This is a genomic window from Jeongeupia chitinilytica (assembly GCF_014652315.1).
Classification (GTDB): domain Bacteria; phylum Pseudomonadota; class Gammaproteobacteria; order Burkholderiales; family Chitinibacteraceae; genus Jeongeupia; species Jeongeupia chitinilytica.
In genome coordinates, this window is sequence record NZ_BMYO01000005.1 from 47,825 (window position 1) to 62,994 (window position 15,170).

The window sequence follows — 15,170 nt, forward strand, 5'->3', positions numbered from 1 at the left end:
GAATGCTTATCAATATTTGACTCGACTCCATGTACGTTTGCGTGTGCAACAGCGTTACCGACAAAGACATTCACCGCGCCGTGATGCGGGGCGTGCGCACGTTCAAGGAACTGAAGGTCGAAACCGAAGTGGCAACGTGTTGCGGCAAATGTGCGGGCTGTGCCAAGCAGGTGCTGAAAGAGGCGATCCACCAGCATGCCCGCGAAGAGCATGCGGTTCCGTCGTTCGGCGGTCTGGCTGCTGCCTGAAGCATCCGAATTGAATACAAACGGGGCGCCCTTGGGCGCCCCGTTCTCGTTCCGGCTGGCGAAGCGGATCAGCCGGCCTGCAGCTGCAGATAGTTCGGCAGTCCGAGGGCTTCGATCAAACCGAGCTGCTGTTCAAGCCAGTGGGCGTGATCCTGTTCGGTGTCGTCCAGCAACTGCACCAGCATGCTGCGGGTCACGTAATCCTGTACCGATTCGCACAATGCAATGACTTTCTTCAGTGCTTCGGCGACTTCGATTTCGGTGATCAGATCGTTCTTCAGCATGGCCGGAACATCGGCGCCGATGCGCAACGCGGTGCGTGCGGCCACATTGGGTGTGCCGCCGAGGAACAGGATGCGTGCGATCAGTTTGGTTGCATGACCGATTTCGTCGCCGCGCTCATGGTCGATGCGCGCAAACAGCTTGGTATAACCCCAGTTGTCGTACATCTGGCTGTGGACGAAGTACTGGTCGATCGAGGTGAGTTCGGCGGCGAGCAGTTCGTTCAGCGCCGCGACGACCTTGTTGTTACCTTGCATGGTGGTTCTCCGTTCTTATTCGCCGACCTGGGATTGCAGATAGTTCTGCACGCCGAGCGAGGTCCGCAGTTCGGCTTGGGTTTCCAGCCAGTCGAGGTATTCCTCTTCATCTTCGAGCAGATCTTCAAGCAGCTCGCGCGAGACGTAGTCCTGCGCCTCTTCACACAGCGCGACGGCTTCGCGCAGCGTCTTCAGGTGGCCGCCGACAAGCTTGTGGTCGCAGTCGAGCATTTCCGGCACGGCTTCGCCGATCAGCAGCTTGCCCAGCTGCTGCAGGTTCGGCAGCCCCTCGAGGAACAGGATGCGTTCGATCAGCTTGTCGGCCCGCTTCATCGCGTCGATCGATTCGTGGTACACGCGGTCGTTCAGCTGCTTGTACCCCCAGTTTCGGTACATGCGGGCATGCAGGAAATACTGGTTGATCGCGACGAGCTCGTTGCCGAGCACGCCATTCAGCGCCTTGATGACTTTCTTGTCGCCTTGCATCGTTATTCTCCATTTTTATTGCTGGGTTTATTTTATCCGGATTTGATTCGATTCCTAATTATTTGTTTGCACGATTATCTGAACATATTGGGAATCATTATTGTTTTAATTTCGAATGCATAATTGTTCGCATTTGATTGGGGCTGTCATATGGCTACGGTGGAGCCGCCACCGGGCTGCGTGGTAGTCTGCCGGACGTCCAGATGATGAGAGTACCTGCCATGCCGATTCCGTCCGCCGACCAGCTTGCGCTGGCCCAACAGCTTGCCGATGCCAGCGCGGAAGTGATCCGCAGCTTCTACCGCAGCGCGTTCACGATCATCGACAAGGACGATGACAGTCCGGTGACGCAGGCCGACCGCGAAGCGGAAAAGGCGATGCGGGCGCTGATCGCTGCTCGGCGGCCGCAGGACGGCATCATTGGCGAAGAGTTTGGCGAGCAGAATGCCGACGCAGACTGGGTCTGGGTGCTCGACCCGGTCGACGGCACCAAATCGTTCACGGTCGGCCGCCCGTTGTTCGTCACGCTGATCGGTCTGATGTACCGCGGCGAGCCCGTCTTCGGCGTGATCAACCAGCCGATTACCGCCGACCGTTGGCTTGGCGGTGAGGGTGTGCCGACGACCTTGAATGGTCAGCCGGTGAAGAGCAGCGATGTCGAAGCGTTGGCAGGGGCGATCATCGGCACCACCGGCCCGGAATACCTGCCGCACGCGCGTCCGGTGTTCGAATCGCTGGCCAAACGCAGCCGTTACCAGATCTACGGTGGCGACGGCTACCTGTACGCGCAGCTTGCCAGCGGCTGGCTGCAGTTGGTGGTCGAGGAAGGGCTGAAACTGCACGACTTCGCCGCGCTGGCGCCGGTGGTCAATGCCGCCGGGGGCAGGATGACCGACTGGCAGGGGCGGAATCTTCACCGTCACAGCGAAGGGTGCGTGCTGGCTGCGGCCAATGCGACGCTGCACGCGGCCGTGCTCCCCGAGCTGGCGGCATTGGCGGTATAATCACCGCAAAACCACGATACCGCTGCACGGATCAGCCGACCATGTTCAAGAACACCCAATACGTTTCCGAATACACCCAGTTCATGCAGGGCTACCTGAAGGACCATCCGGATGTGGCCAAGGGCCAGACCGAAGGCCGTGCGCTGCTCTGGGACAAGGCGCCGATCAACCTCGATGAGCGCGAGCGTGCGGCTGAATCGAACGTGCCGCAGAAGTCCTACCCCTATCTGACCGAATAAGCCGGTCGCGTCGATGCTGCAAACAGGCCGGTTTTTCCGGCCTGTTTGCTTTTGGGGCCGGCTGGCGCGGCAAAGCCGCGTGATAACATCGGCCCGATATTCAACACGAGGAATGCATCCATGCGTCTGGGTACCCCATTGTCCGCATCGGCCACCAGAGTCATGCTGCTCGGCTGCGGCGAGCTCGGCAAGGAAGTCATCATTGCGCTGCAGCGCCTCGGCGTTGAAGTGGTCGGCGTCGATCGCTACCCGAATGCGCCGGGCATGCAGGTTGCGCATCGCAGCCACGTGATCAACATGGCGGACCCGGCGGCGTTACGGGCGCTGGTCGTGGCCGAGCGGCCGCACCTGATCGTTCCCGAGATCGAGGCGATCGCCACCGACGAGCTGCTGCGGATCGAGGCCGACGGGCTGGCCGAGGTGATTCCGACCGCGCGGGCGGCCAACCTGACGATGAACCGCGAGGGCATCCGTCGCCTTGCGGCTGAAACACTCGGCCTGCCGACGTCGCCGTACCGCTTTGCCGCGAGTTTCGACGAGATGGCTGCGGCGGTCGGCGAGATCGGCTATCCGTGTCTCGTCAAACCGGTGATGTCGTCGTCGGGCAAGGGCCAGTCGACCCTCAAGGGACCGGACGATCTGCGTGCGGCCTGGGACTACGCGGCCAGCGGCGGTCGCGTCGACGCCGGCAAGGTGATCGTCGAGGGGTTCATCGATTTCGATTACGAGATTACCCAACTGACGGTGCGCGCGGTCGGCGCTTCGGGCGAGGTCGAAACGCAGTTCTGCGCGCCGATCGGCCACGTGCAGGTCAAGGGCGATTACGTCGAGAGCTGGCAGCCGCAGCCGATGAGCCCGGTCGCGCTCGAACGCTCGCGCGAGATCGCCAAAGCCGTGACCGACAACCTCGGTGGCCGCGGCCTGTTCGGCGTCGAGCTCTTCGTAAGGGGCGACATGGTGTGGTTCTCCGAAGTGAGCCCGCGCCCGCATGACACCGGTCTGGTGACGCTGGCGAGCCAGCGTTTTTCCGAGTTCGAACTGCATGCCCGCGCCATCCTCAGGCTGCCGGTCGATGCCAGCCTGCGCGAGCCGGCGGCGAGCGCGGTGATTTACGGCGCGATGGACGAGACCGGCATCGCATTCGACGGTGTTGCCGATGCATTGGCGGTGCCGGGCGCTGACCTGCGCCTGTTCGGCAAGCCGGAAGCATTTGCGCGTCGCCGCATGGGCGTGGCGGTGGCCTCCGCAACCGATATCGACACTGCGCGCGAACGCGCCAAACAGGCCGCTGCTTGTGTCCGACCGGTCAAGGTGCAGGCATGAGCGAAGTCCAGGAAATGACGCCTTACCAGCTGCTTGGCGGGGACGTGGTGCTGCGCCAGCTGGTCGACCGTTTCTACGACATCATGGCGACCGATCCGCGCGCGGCCGGTATCCATGCGATGCACGCACCGGATACCGCACTGATCCGCGACAAGTTCTTCGACTTCCTGTCGGGCTGGCTTGGCGGGCCGCAACGCTTCATCGAGAAGTACGGTCATCCGCGCCTGCGTGGCCGGCACATGCCGTTTGCGATCGGCGAGTCCGAACGTGACCAGTGGCTGCTGTGCATGTTCCAGGCAATGGAGCAGACGCCGATGGACTCGGCCTTGCGCGAGCACCTCGAAGAGGCGTTCTACAAGACCGCCGATTTCATGCGCAACCAGGGCTGATCGCAGCACGCCGGGAGACCCAGATGCTGATTCTGCCGCTGCCGGCGCAACCAGACTGGCGTCGCCCTCCATGGGTGACGCTACTGCTCATCATCGCGTGCTGCCTGATCTACTTCGGCTGTCAGTATCAAGACGATGCCCGGCGTGCGCGCGCGTTCGAGCACTATCAGAAAGCCGGGCTCGCCGAGATCGAGCTGCCGCGCTACCTCGCCGATCTGGAACGGCGCGGTGAGCAGAAGTTGCTGGCCGAACTGCGTGCCGATGACGACGGCCAGTCACCGTTCACGCTGATGGCTTTGCAGGGTGATCCGGATTTCCTGCAACGGCTGGGGGCGGATCAGGTGATCAATCCTGCCATGCCCGAGTACACCGGCTGGCGGGCCGGCCGCGCCGAGTTCGACCGCCTGTACCGGCAGGTGTTCACCGACCGCTTTGCGCTGCGGCCGGCGGCACCGACGCCGCTGACGACCTTCATGCACATGTTCATGCATGGCAGTGTCGATCATCTGCTCGGCAATATGGCGATCCTGTTCATCGTCGGCTACACGGTCGAGGCGGCGCTCGGCGGCGGCATTTTCCTGCTGTTCTACCTGATTGCGGGTCTGGGTGCGGCCGTTCCCGACCTGATCACCGGTGCGCCGCGCTATTCGGTGTCGCTCGGCGCATCCGGTGCCATTGCCGGGGTGATGGCCATGTTCGTCGTGCTCTACGGCATGCGCAAAATCCGCTTCTTCTACTGGATCGTCGTCTACTTCAGCACGCTGAAGGCGCCGGCGCTGATCGTACTGCCGGTCTGGCTGCTGACCGAACTGTGGATGCGGCTGAGTTCGCCCGAGAGCCATGTCAATTACATGGCGCACTTCGCCGGTCTGCTGACCGGCGCGGTGCTTGCAGCGGCGTACCGTTTCCGTCGCCGGGGCCACTCGGCGGAACGGATCGAATCCGACGACCTCGCCGCACAGGATGCAGCGCAACTGCGGCAGGCAGAACGCTGGGCTGCCGATCTCCAGTTCGACAAAGCAGCTGCCGCGTATGCAAGGCTGGCGGTGCGTCGTCCCGGCGACGCTGAACTTGCCGCAGCCTTTTACCGTAGCGCCAAGCTGCAGAGCGATCCGGCCTTGCGGCAACAGGCCGGGCAGCGCGTGCTCGAGCTGGCGCCCTCAAGGCCCGGACTGCGGGCGGCGGCGTCCGAAGCGTGGCAGGCCGCGCTGGCGCAACGCTCGGCCTTGCCGAAGTTGCCGGTGGCGCAATGGCTGAAACTGGCAGCCGGCTGGCTCGATGATGGCGACGCCGACAGCGCCGAGCGCTTGCTGCGCATGCTGGTGCAGCGTGCGCCGGACCAGCCCGCGCTACCGGTCCTGCTCTACCGGGCCGGAAAACTGTTCAGACAAAAAGGCGAGGTCGCCCGGGCCGATGCCTGCCGGCAGTTGCTGGCGCAGCGTTACCCGGATGCCGACGAGGCGAAGCTGCCGCTTCACTGAGTGGCAAGCCGGCTGATCGTCTGCAGCAGGCGCTCTGCTTCGGGGCGCGCCGCATGCTGCGGAAAGCGTGCGATCAGCGCCTGCAACAGCTTGCCAGCCTGTACGTCGTCGCCACGGTGCTCGCACAGCAGCCGCGCGCCAAGCAGCATGGCCGAGGCAATGTCGGCGTTGCCCGGATAGCGTTTCTCGAAACCGCGCAACAGGCTGATGGCAAGCGCTGGGTTGCGCTGCTCGTACGCCAGTTGTGCCAGTTGCAGGGCCTGTCGGCCGCTGGCCGGCTGGAACCCGGCCAGTCGTTTCCGGACCGATTCGAGTGTGCTCAATGCCTGTCCGTGCTTGCCTGCCTGTTGCAGGAGGTCGAGATAGCGGTGTGCGCCGTCACGCAGTGCCTCGTCCACGGCACCGGTGGCGATCAGCAGCTTCACGTAGCGATCGTGCAGGCCAGGCTCGGACGGATGCTCGCGCAGCGCAGCGCGCAGGGTGACCAGCGCGGCGCCGGTATCGCCGTTGCCGAGCTGGGCGCCGGCCGCGTCGATGGCCTGTTGCTGCGGCGTCACCGGCTCGCTCGCCGTACTGTGCACGGCAAGGCCGATGGCCTCGTGATACTGGTACAGCACGTAGCCCATCAGCCGGTACATCACGAGTGTGAAGTACATGTATGCGAAACCGACGCCCAGCGCGATCAGCAGTCCGCTGTCGAACCATCGTGGCAGGTAATGCATCGCCGCCGACGCGCCGATGCCGAGCATGGAGAGGCAGGCCCACAGGCCCAGATAGGGCAGGCCGATGTCGCGGATCAGGTCCCACAGTCGATCGGGCGATACCGATTCGAGCAGGCTGTCGCTCAGGGTGAGCTGCATGATGCTGGCCGGCCAGACCAGCATCAGGACCAGCGAGAGCAGTTCGGCGGCAAGCGCCCCGAGCATCGCCGCTGCCAGACCGACCAGCGCACCGGCCAGGACGAGCGCAACAAAATGCTTGTAGGGGCGCCATTTGTGCGCGTCGTCGTGCTCGAACGCCAGCGGCGTTTCACCGAGATGGCCGAGCGCCGTGCGCTCCAGGACCGAAAACGCAAAGCGCAGAAAGCACACTGCAATCAGCAGCATGGCCAGTACACCGGGCAGGCCGCCGCCGGTGAACCATGTCAGTGCGACGAACGCGAGTACGAAGCCTGCGAGCGGCAGCAGCGCTTCCAGCCGGAACGGGTAGGCGAAGAACTGCGGAAAGCACTCCCAGTACGGGGTGATGGCCGACGGTTTTCGGTTCGGGTGCGAGGGCGTCATCGTGCGGGTCGGGCGGGTTGAATGCCGTTACTTTATCCGAGCCAAACTGACCGGGTCATGTGTGTGTCAGTTTTTGGTCTGAAACGCCGTTTCAGCGTTGCTGTGGTGACGGCGCAGACGATGTTCACCGTGCGCCGGGCGGGCAATCCTTGCGGTAGCCGGGCAGCGCCCTGGCGGCCGGTTCGCACGCCAGTTGTCGGGCGGCTTTCAGCGCAGCTGGCAGCGTGCCACGGTCGATGGTTTGCCAGCCCATCCGTTCGCCAAAGTAACGCGCCCAGGCAAACTCGACGAAGTAGGCATGCCTGGCCTTGTCATAGGCGCCGGCATCCTGCGCGTAGCCGGCCAGACTGCGATACGGGTCGTCACCTAGCGCCGCCAGCGACGTCGGGAGTTGGGTCGGGGGAAACGCCTTGCCGCGCGCGTCATACAGCCAGGCCCAATGCCGCACGACCATTTGCGGCCAGAAATCACCATCGAGCTTGCCGATCACCCTGACCGTTGCCTGGGTCTGACCGATGCGCGACAGGGCGCTGGCCAGATGATGCCGGTCGGTCAGGTAGAAGTTGCCATCGGGGCCCAGCACGACCGGAATCTGTTTCTTGTGTTCAAGCCGCTCGAGTTGTTCGGCCGACTTGCCGGCAAGTGCCTTGGCCTCGTCGTCGACCTGCATCTGGCCGACGTTGGCCTGGGTCGGACGTAGCGCCACCAGGGGGAGTTGGCAGTCGTCGCCAACGGGCGTTTGTGGCGTGCATGGTGCGGCTCGCAGCAAGGGGCTGCACAGCAGGACCACCAGCAGCAGACGACGACGCATCTCAGCAGCCTTCGGCGTAGCCGTTCTGGCGCCACGCCTCGAACACGGTCACCGCGACGGCATTCGACAGGTTCAGGCTGCGCTGGCCGGCGCGCATCGGCAGGCGGATGCGGCCGCTGGCGGGGAAGCGAGCCAGTACCTCGTCCGGCAGACCGCGCGTTTCCGGGCCGAAGACGAAAACATCGCCGGGTTCGAACTGCAGGCCGTCGAACCGGGTGCTGCCCTTGGTCGTCATCGCAAAGAAGCGCCGGCCGGGCAGGGCGGCAACCAGCGCATCCCAGTCGTCGTGAACGCGCAGCTCGGCGTATTCGTGGTAGTCGAGCCCGGCGCGCTTGAGCTTGCTGTCGTCCAGCTCGAAACCGAGCGGTCTGACCAGATGCAGGTTACAGCCGGTATTGGCGGCCAGACGGATGACGTTGCCAGTATTGGGGGGAATTTCCGGCTGGAACAGGACGATGTCGAACATGAATGAAACCGATAAATGGTGGGCAATATTGACGTGAAAAGTAAGTGTTTGTGCCTATGCTGCAAGAGCACATGGCGTATCGGGGGATGACCCTATGGTACTGATTCCAGAAGAAATTCTGATCTCTGCGGCGAAAATGGCCATGCTGGACGGCTTGACGCCGGCACAGACGATGGCCGTGGTCTTCCGGGCCGTCGATCACGAGTTTGCCGGCGCCGGCGGCCGGCGGTTCAATCCGGCGCGTACTGCCGGCGTTGGCGCGGCAATCTATGCCGCCATGTTCGGCTATCCCTTGCAGTTTGTCATCGACCCGGCGGCGCGTGGCGGCCATCGATGGGAGACCGAACTGCCGGCGCACGGTTACAGCCAGTCGTTCCAGGTGCTGTTCATCGAGGCGATGTTGCTGGTCGATACGCACCGGCGACGTCGGCCGCTGCCGGTCAGCTAGTGTCACCGCGCTGACACGTGGCGCGGTTAGCCTTGCGCGCTCAGCGTTTCTGCCCAGTGCAGGGGCGAGCTGCTAGAATCGGCAGCAGCTTTCTATACCGGAATCTCCATGAATACCGCCACTTTGCTGATCAGCTGCCCGGACCGCAAAGGCCTGTCTGCTGCGATCGCCAATTTCCTGTACACGTACAACGCCAACATCGTCCACGTCGACCAGCACCAGGACAACTCGGAAAACCTGTTCCTGATGCGGGTCGAGTGGGATCTGACCGATTTCACCCTCGACATGGAAGCCTTCACGCCGGCATTCCAGCCGATTGCCGACCGTTTCCAGATGCAGTGGAGCGTTGCCCTGTCGGCCGAGCGGCCGAAGATGGCGATTTTCGTCTCCAAGTACGATCACTGCCTGGTCGATCTGCTGTATCGCCACAAGAGTGGCGAGCTGCATTGCGACATTCCGCTGATCATCTCCAATCACGAAGACTGCCGCGCACTGGCCGAGTTTTACGGCATTGCCTATCACGTGATTCCGGTCGGCAAGGACAACAAGGCTGAGGCCGAGGCAGCGCAGAAGGCGCTGCTTGAAGCCCATGGCATCGACCTGATCGTGCTGGCCCGTTACATGCAGGTGCTGTCGCACCAGTTCACCGCGGCCTATCCGCAACGCGTGATCAACATCCACCACAGCTTCCTGCCGGCATTCGACGGTGCCAAGCCCTACCACCGTGCATTTGCCCGCGGCGTGAAGCTGATCGGTGCGACCAGTCACTATGTGACCGAAGTGCTCGACGACGGCCCGATCATCGAACAGGACGTGATCCGCATTTCGCACCGTGACGACGTCGAGGAGCTGATCCGCAAGGGCCGCGACCTCGAGAAGATGGTGCTGGCGCGGGCGGTGAAATGGCATCTCGAACATCGCGTGCTGGTGTATTCGAACAAGACCGTGATTTTCGCCTGATCCCCCGTGCAAGCCTTGCTGCGTGACGCCATCGACCTCGCCCGGCTCAGGGTCGAGCCGCTGGCGCATTACCGCTATCCGGTGTGGCAGCCGCTGGCGTGGCTGGCGCTGCTGTCGACGGCCGCCGCGCTCGGTGCACATGATTTCGATGCACCGCTGCTGGCCAAAGTGGTGTTCTTTGCTGCGCTCGACCTGCTCAGCACCATCGTTTCGACGCTGTGGCTGATGGGCTGGTTGCGCTTGCTCGACCGCAAGCCGCTCGAGTACAGCCTGTTTCCGCTGGTGGTGCTGGCGGCGACGCCACAGCTGTTGCAGCCGCTGGCAGCACTGCTCGATGGCGATGCCGAGCTGGTTGCTACGGTCGTGCTGACGCTGTACGGCCTGGTCGTACTGGTGCGTGCGGTCGCCGTGGCCACGGCGCACCGGCCGGGGCAGATCGTTGCCGGTCTGCTCGCCTATCTGCCGCTGGCACTGCTGCAGTACGGGCTGGCGGTGCAGATGGCAACGTTCTTCGGCTGGATCGTCCCCGAGGCGCCAAAGTGAGCGCATTCCGTTATCGTGCGGTCGACGCCGACGGCAAGGACGTCCGCGGCACGGTCGAGGCCGACAACCTGCGCAGCGCGCGGCTGCAGCTGCGGGAGCGTGGCCTGTGGGCGAGCGAGCTGCTCGAAGGGGCGGTGGTCGGCGCCGGCAGGCGTCAGCGCGGCCTCGGCACGGCGCGGCTGGCACTGCTGACACGCCAGTTGTCGACGCTGCTCGACGCCGGACTGACCATCGACGAAGCGCTGGTCGTCCTCGGCGAGCAGAGCGATGGCGAACGCGAAAAGGCGCTGGTTGCCGCAATCCGCAGCGAAATCCTTGCCGGCGTATCGCTGTCGCAGGCGCTGGCCAGCCATCCCGCAGCGTTTCCCGAGTTGTACCGGACCATCGTCGCTGCCGGCGAAGAGTCGGGCAAGGCGGCGGCGGTGATGCAGCGGCTGGCCGACTATCTCGAAAGCCGTGCTGCGCTGGCGTCGAAGGTGATGCTGGCGTTCATTTATCCGCTGGTGGTGATGGTCGTGTCGGCACTGGTCATCATCGGTCTGCTGACCTGGGTCGTGCCGCAGATGGTGACGGTGTTCCAGAGTGCCAAGCAGACATTGCCCTTCCTGACCCGGGCGCTGCTCTGGATCAGCGCACTGGTGCGCGATTGGGGGGGCGTGCTGCTGCTTGCATCGGCTGCCGGCGGTTTCGCGGCCTGGCGTGCGCTCAAGCAGCCGGCGGTCCGCCGGCGTTTTCATCACTGGCTCTTGCGATTGCCGCTCTTCGGCCGTTTCGAGCGGGCCGGCAATACCGCCCGACTCGCGTCGACCCTGGCCATTCTCGTCGGCAGTGGCGTACCGCTGCTTCGGGCAATGGGCGCTGCCGCCGGCGTGATTGCCAATCTGCCTTTGCGCGACGCTGTACAGACTGCAGCGGCGCAAGTGCGTGAAGGGATGACGCTGTCGCGGGCGCTGGCCGAATCGAAACTGTTTCCGCCGGTGCTGATCCATCTGATCGGCAGTGGCGAAGCCACCGGCCGGCTCGAGCACATGCTCGACAAGGCGGCACAGCAGCAGAGTCAGGAGCTGGAGAACCGGGTCGCGACCTTCACCAGCCTGCTGGGCCCGATCATGGTCTTGCTGATGGGCGGGGTCGTGCTGCTGATCGTGCTGGCGATTCTGCTGCCGGTGTTCGAAATGAACCAGTTGGTCAGATAAGCCCGATTCAAATCCAATAAGAACGGAGTAGAGATGATGCAAGTCCGAAGCGCGGTCCAGCGCGGTTTTACCCTGATCGAAATTCTGGTCGTGATCACGATCCTGGCGATCCTCGGTGCGCTGATCGTGCCCAAGATCATGGACCGGCCGAACGAGGCACGCGTGGTGGCGGCCAAGCAGGACATCCGCAGCGTGGTACAGGCGCTCAAACTCTACAAACTCGACAACGGCCGCTATCCGACCACCGAGCAGGGCCTGAAGGCACTGACCGAAAAGCCGGGCATGCCGCCGGTCCCCGGCAACTGGAAGACGGGCGGCTATCTTGAAAAACTGCCGAAGGATCCGTGGGGTGGCGATTACCTCTATCTGAACCCGGGCCTGCACGGCGAGATCGACGTGATGAGTTACGGCGCAGACGGCGCGCAGGGCGGCGAAGGTTACGACGCCGACATCGGTTCCTGGCAGCAGTAAGCCGCCCATGCACCGCCGACGCGGCTTCACGCTGGTCGAAATACTGGTCGCGCTGGCGATCGTCGGGCTGATTCTTGGTCTGGCGGTAGTTCGCCTGAACGATTCGGACGCGACGACACTGTCGCGCGAGTCGGAACGGCTGGCATTGCTGCTCGACAGCGCCCGTGACGCGGCAATCAATTCGGGGCGTGCTACGGCATGGTCGAGTGACGGTCACGGGTACCAGTTCTGGCTGCTGGATGACCAGAACAGCTGGCGGGCAATCGGCGCCGACGAGACGCTGCGGGCGCGCCAGCTGCCCGAGGGCATCCGTGTGAATGCGCTGACGATCAATCTGCGCGAGCGGCCGATCGGCGAGCGCATCGTCTTCGAACCGTCGGGTGTCAATGCGCCGTTCCGGATGGAGCTGCAACTGGGCGAGGCGCGCTGGCAACTGGATGGCGATGCGATGGGTCGTGTCAGTGCCCGTGCAGTGGAGGCCGCGAATGGCTGACCGCGGCTTCACGCTGGTCGAAGTGCTGGTGGCGCTGGCGGTGCTGGCAATCGCCATGGCCGCGGCCTTGCGCGCGGTCTCGGCGAGTACCGACACGGCGGCTGATCTGGCGACGCGGACACTGGCGGGGTGGGTGGCACAAAACCGGCTTGCCGAGATCACCGCCCGTGGCGAGTTTCCCGAGCCGGGCCGGCGCGAAGGTCGGGTCAGCATGGCCGGACGCGACTTCGTCTGGCAGGAAGAGGACGGCATTTCACCGAATCGTAGTTTCCGCCGCGTCGAGATCAAGGTTTACGCGTCCGGCGACAGCAGCCATGCCTTTGCAACCCTGGTCGGTTATCTTGCCCACACGCCGCGCTGACCGTCACGGTTTCACCCTGCTCGAGCTGCTGGTCGCGCTGGCAATCTTCAGCGTGATTGCGCTGGTTGCCTGGCGCGGGCTCGATTCGGTGGCGACGACCAAATTGCGACTTGATGCCGAAGCACAGTCATGGCGCGACCTGGCGCTGGTGTTCGACCGGCTGGGCGACGATATCGGCCAGTCGGTGCTGCGGCCCTGGCGGGACGGCGGCGGCCAGCTTCAACCGGCGCTGGTCGGTCGCAATGGCGATGCGGCGACGAGTGCCCCTGCGCTCGAACTGGTACGGCTGGCGCGCGACCGCGATCCGCAGCACGTGGCGTACCGACTGAAAGACGGCCGCCTCGAACTGCTGTTGTGGAACGCGCTTGACCCGGCGGCCACCGAGCAACCGACCGTGTTGCCGCTGCTCGACGGCATCGACCGTTTCGAGCCGGCTTTCCTCGACGACGCCAACGCCTGGCAGGCACGCTGGCCGGTCAGCGCCAGCGAGCCCGCGGCCGCGCCATTGCCGCGGGCCGTGAAAGTCACGCTGGCACGAGTCGGCAGCGCGCCGATCGAACGGGTATTCGCTCTGCCATGAGGCGTCAGGCCGGCATCGCGCTGATCACCGCGGTGATCACTGCTGCGCTGGTGGCAGCGCTGGCGGCATGGATCGCCTGGCGCCAGCAGCTGTGGTTCTTTCAGCTGGAAAACCAGCTCGACCAGTCGCAGGCCAGGGCGATTGCCTACGCCGGTGTACAGCTGGCGCGCTTCACGTTGCGCGATGATGCGCGCAACAATCAGGTCGATCATCTGGGTGAACCCTGGAATGTGCCGATTCCCGCGATTCCGGTCGAGCAGGGGAAGGTGGGAGGGCGACTGCTCGAGCAGCAGGGCCGGTTCAACCTCAACAATCTGGTGGTGAACGGTCTTGCGAACGACAACGAAATCGCCACCTGCCGGCGCGTGTTCGAGTTCGTCGGGGTTTCACCGCAACGCGTCGATGCGCTGGTCGACTGGCTGGACGCGGACAGCGAGACCCGCCCCGGTGGCGCTGAGGATGCCGATTATCTGGCGATGCCGCAGCCGTACCGTGCGGCCAACCGGCCGTTGACCGATCTGGCGTCGCTGACGCGCATCAGGGGATTCGACGCCGACACCGTGGCGCGGCTTGCTCCCTTCGTGACCGTGCTGCCGCAGCTGACACCAATCGACGTCAACTTTGCCTCTCCCGAGGTCATTGCCGCAGTCGTGCCGGAACTGACCCTGTCGGATGCGCAGGCCGTGGTGTCGCGGCGTGCAGGACGACCTTTTGCGACGACCGCCCAGTTTGCCGACGTGCTGCCCGAGCGCGTCCGCAACAAAGTGCGTTTCGAAGCGCTATCGGTGCAAAGCCGGTATTTCATCAGCGAGGTCGACGCCCGGTTCGGCAGGGTCACCGTGCGTTATGCGGCGCTGCTCGAGCGCAATGGACCGGACTTCCCGCGACTGATCTGGATGCGCCAGCGCTGACGCTGGTGCCGTTGTCGCAGGCGCCCGCAGACAGGTATACAAATTGTAAAACCGTGTACGTGGATCGAACCTAAGTCGAATGCAACACTCCATTGGCGAGCCGGGCATGCCCGGCACGATGACCCGCGTGCTTTCCAACCCGTTGACCATGATGTGGGCAACACCGTCTTTGCGAGCCAGCTGATGAACTACCTTGCCATCGTCACATTCGCTACCGCGCTGTACTCGGCTTCCGCAGCCGCCGACTCGTTCCGTTGCCAGAACGATCTGGTCTACCTCGGTGATTCGAAGGCAGCGGTTTTGCAAAAATGCGGCGAGCCGCTCGTCAAGGATGCATTCTGCGAAACCAGACCGGCGCAGACCACGTCGACCACCCAAGGATCGACGGTGGTCAACGTGGCAACGTGCGAAAACGTCGACGAATGGACGTACAACCCCGGCAGCGGCAAGTTCATGACTACGCTGCGTTTCGAGTCCGGCAAGCTTGCCAACATCAAGCTGGGCGACCGGGCCAAGTAGTCGGCACCTCAGCCGACCGCATCGGGTGCGACTGCGCCACACGGGGTGCGGTCTGATACATGATCCGGCCGGTGTCAGTATTCGATGCGGACCGCACTTTTGCCCTGGACACTGGTGATGCTGATACGGCGGATTGCCGGGCCGGGGAGGGCGTAGATCGCCTGCAGCCGTTCTATCGTCAAGCGAATGCGATCGAGGCAACGGCCAACCTGCCGGCGTGGCCCGCTGACGTGTCCCAAGGCCCAGTTGGCTTCGCCATCCCTGGGTGTGCGTAGTACTGGCGGACCGAATTCCACTTCCGCAAAGCCGCATTCGCGCGCCTCACGGTTGATCAGTGCCATCAGCTCCTCGCGAGAAATCAATTGTCGTTCCATGATTTTCTCCAGAATGTACGGGTACATGTCTTGAGCACGGATTCT

Annotated in this window: 22 protein-coding genes; 16 read left to right on the forward strand and 6 right to left on the reverse strand. The window is 63.8% G+C overall.

The window, feature by feature from the left end:
- Positions 1 to 29 precede the first annotated feature (29 nt).
- Positions 30 to 248: a bacterioferritin-associated ferredoxin gene (locus IE097_RS09875; protein ID WP_189460284.1), complete on the forward strand. Its 219-nt coding sequence runs from the start codon at positions 30 to 32 to the stop codon at positions 246 to 248.
- Between the two features lie 68 nt (positions 249 to 316).
- Here the strand turns inward: IE097_RS09875 and bfr (IE097_RS09880) are convergent, their stop codons facing one another.
- Together bfr (IE097_RS09880) and bfr (IE097_RS09885) are read right to left on the reverse strand one after the other, a co-directional pair.
- Entirely contained in the window at positions 317 to 787 is a 471-nt protein-coding gene (gene bfr, locus IE097_RS09880) for a bacterioferritin (protein ID WP_189460286.1), read from the reverse strand.
- Between the two features lie 15 nt (positions 788 to 802).
- Positions 803 to 1,273 carry a bacterioferritin gene (gene bfr / locus IE097_RS09885; RefSeq protein WP_189460288.1) on the reverse strand — a complete coding sequence of 157 codons (471 nt, stop codon included), beginning with the start codon at positions 1,271 to 1,273 and terminating at the stop codon, positions 803 to 805.
- A gap of 203 nt (positions 1,274 to 1,476) precedes the next feature.
- On the opposite strand from bfr (IE097_RS09885), the gene IE097_RS09890 reads away from it, so the two are divergent.
- From IE097_RS09890 to IE097_RS09910, 5 genes are all read left to right on the forward strand, one after another.
- A complete protein-coding gene (locus tag IE097_RS09890) occupies positions 1,477 to 2,277 on the forward strand; it encodes an inositol monophosphatase family protein (protein ID WP_229797524.1) in 801 nt (266 codons plus the stop codon).
- A 41-nt stretch (positions 2,278 to 2,318) separates the two neighbouring features.
- Entirely contained in the window at positions 2,319 to 2,516 is a 198-nt protein-coding gene (locus IE097_RS09895) for a DUF3460 family protein (RefSeq protein WP_189460290.1), read from the forward strand.
- A 120-nt stretch (positions 2,517 to 2,636) separates the two neighbouring features.
- Positions 2,637 to 3,839: a formate-dependent phosphoribosylglycinamide formyltransferase gene (gene purT / locus IE097_RS09900; protein ID WP_189460292.1), complete on the forward strand. Its 1,203-nt coding sequence runs from the start codon at positions 2,637 to 2,639 to the stop codon at positions 3,837 to 3,839.
- Positions 3,836 to 4,228: a group II truncated hemoglobin gene (locus IE097_RS09905; RefSeq protein WP_189460294.1), complete on the forward strand. Its 393-nt coding sequence runs from the start codon at positions 3,836 to 3,838 to the stop codon at positions 4,226 to 4,228. Before purT ends, IE097_RS09905 begins: the two co-directional genes overlap by 4 nt.
- A 23-nt stretch (positions 4,229 to 4,251) precedes the next feature.
- Positions 4,252 to 5,709, forward strand: coding sequence for a rhomboid family intramembrane serine protease (locus IE097_RS09910; protein ID WP_189460296.1), 1,458 nt, complete (start codon positions 4,252 to 4,254; stop codon positions 5,707 to 5,709).
- Here the strand turns inward: IE097_RS09910 and IE097_RS09915 are convergent.
- The 3 genes from IE097_RS09915 to IE097_RS09925 form a co-directional block, all read right to left on the reverse strand.
- Positions 5,703 to 6,992, reverse strand: coding sequence for a tetratricopeptide repeat protein (locus IE097_RS09915; RefSeq protein ID WP_189460298.1), 1,290 nt, complete (start codon positions 6,990 to 6,992; stop codon positions 5,703 to 5,705). The two genes, IE097_RS09910 and IE097_RS09915, sit on opposite strands and share 7 nt — an antisense overlap.
- Before the next feature lie 124 nt (positions 6,993 to 7,116).
- Complete coding sequence (locus IE097_RS09920) at positions 7,117 to 7,803, reverse strand: ParB-like protein (protein WP_189460300.1); 687 nt, start codon at positions 7,801 to 7,803, stop codon at positions 7,117 to 7,119.
- 1 nt (position 7,804) lies between these two features.
- Positions 7,805 to 8,269: a tRNA (cytidine(34)-2'-O)-methyltransferase gene (locus IE097_RS09925; protein ID WP_189460302.1), complete on the reverse strand. Its 465-nt coding sequence runs from the start codon at positions 8,267 to 8,269 to the stop codon at positions 7,805 to 7,807.
- 94 nt (positions 8,270 to 8,363) lie between these two features.
- On the opposite strand from IE097_RS09925, the gene IE097_RS09930 reads away from it, so the two are divergent.
- From IE097_RS09930 to IE097_RS09975, 10 genes are all read left to right on the forward strand, one after another.
- A complete protein-coding gene (locus tag IE097_RS09930) occupies positions 8,364 to 8,717 on the forward strand; it encodes a hypothetical protein (RefSeq protein WP_189460304.1) in 354 nt (117 codons plus the stop codon).
- 108 nt (positions 8,718 to 8,825) lie between these two features.
- On the forward strand, positions 8,826 to 9,677 hold the full coding sequence (purU, locus tag IE097_RS09935; RefSeq protein ID WP_189460307.1) for a formyltetrahydrofolate deformylase: 852 nt from the start codon (positions 8,826 to 8,828) through the stop codon (positions 9,675 to 9,677).
- Between the two features lie 6 nt (positions 9,678 to 9,683).
- Positions 9,684 to 10,220: a hypothetical protein gene (locus IE097_RS09940; protein WP_189460309.1), complete on the forward strand. Its 537-nt coding sequence runs from the start codon at positions 9,684 to 9,686 to the stop codon at positions 10,218 to 10,220.
- Positions 10,217 to 11,416 carry a type II secretion system inner membrane protein GspF gene (gene gspF, locus IE097_RS09945; RefSeq protein WP_189460310.1) on the forward strand — a complete coding sequence of 400 codons (1,200 nt, stop codon included), beginning with the start codon at positions 10,217 to 10,219 and terminating at the stop codon, positions 11,414 to 11,416. Before IE097_RS09940 ends, gspF begins: the two co-directional genes overlap by 4 nt.
- Before the next feature lie 33 nt (positions 11,417 to 11,449).
- Positions 11,450 to 11,887, forward strand: coding sequence for a type II secretion system major pseudopilin GspG (gene gspG, locus IE097_RS09950; RefSeq protein ID WP_308429704.1), 438 nt, complete (start codon positions 11,450 to 11,452; stop codon positions 11,885 to 11,887).
- Between the two features lie 7 nt (positions 11,888 to 11,894).
- Positions 11,895 to 12,380, forward strand: coding sequence for a GspH/FimT family pseudopilin (locus IE097_RS09955; RefSeq protein WP_189460312.1), 486 nt, complete (start codon positions 11,895 to 11,897; stop codon positions 12,378 to 12,380).
- Positions 12,373 to 12,741: a type II secretion system minor pseudopilin GspI gene (gene gspI / locus IE097_RS09960; RefSeq protein WP_189460313.1), complete on the forward strand. Its 369-nt coding sequence runs from the start codon at positions 12,373 to 12,375 to the stop codon at positions 12,739 to 12,741. The genes IE097_RS09955 and gspI overlap by 8 nt, the downstream gene beginning before the upstream one ends.
- Entirely contained in the window at positions 12,722 to 13,321 is a 600-nt protein-coding gene (gene gspJ, locus IE097_RS09965) for a type II secretion system minor pseudopilin GspJ (RefSeq protein ID WP_189460315.1), read from the forward strand. Before gspI ends, gspJ begins: the two co-directional genes overlap by 20 nt.
- Entirely contained in the window at positions 13,318 to 14,232 is a 915-nt protein-coding gene (gspK, locus tag IE097_RS09970) for a type II secretion system minor pseudopilin GspK (protein ID WP_189460316.1), read from the forward strand. Before gspJ ends, gspK begins: the two co-directional genes overlap by 4 nt.
- A 183-nt stretch (positions 14,233 to 14,415) precedes the next feature.
- On the forward strand, positions 14,416 to 14,751 hold the full coding sequence (locus IE097_RS09975) for a DUF2845 domain-containing protein (protein ID WP_189460318.1): 336 nt from the start codon (positions 14,416 to 14,418) through the stop codon (positions 14,749 to 14,751).
- A gap of 74 nt (positions 14,752 to 14,825) precedes the next feature.
- Here IE097_RS09975 and IE097_RS09980 read toward each other — a convergent pair whose 3' ends face one another.
- The gene (locus IE097_RS09980) at positions 14,826 to 15,125 is read right to left on the reverse strand and encodes a hypothetical protein (RefSeq protein WP_189460321.1); all 300 of its coding nucleotides are present in this window, start codon (positions 15,123 to 15,125) and stop codon (positions 14,826 to 14,828) included.
- Positions 15,126 to 15,170 lie beyond the last annotated feature (45 nt).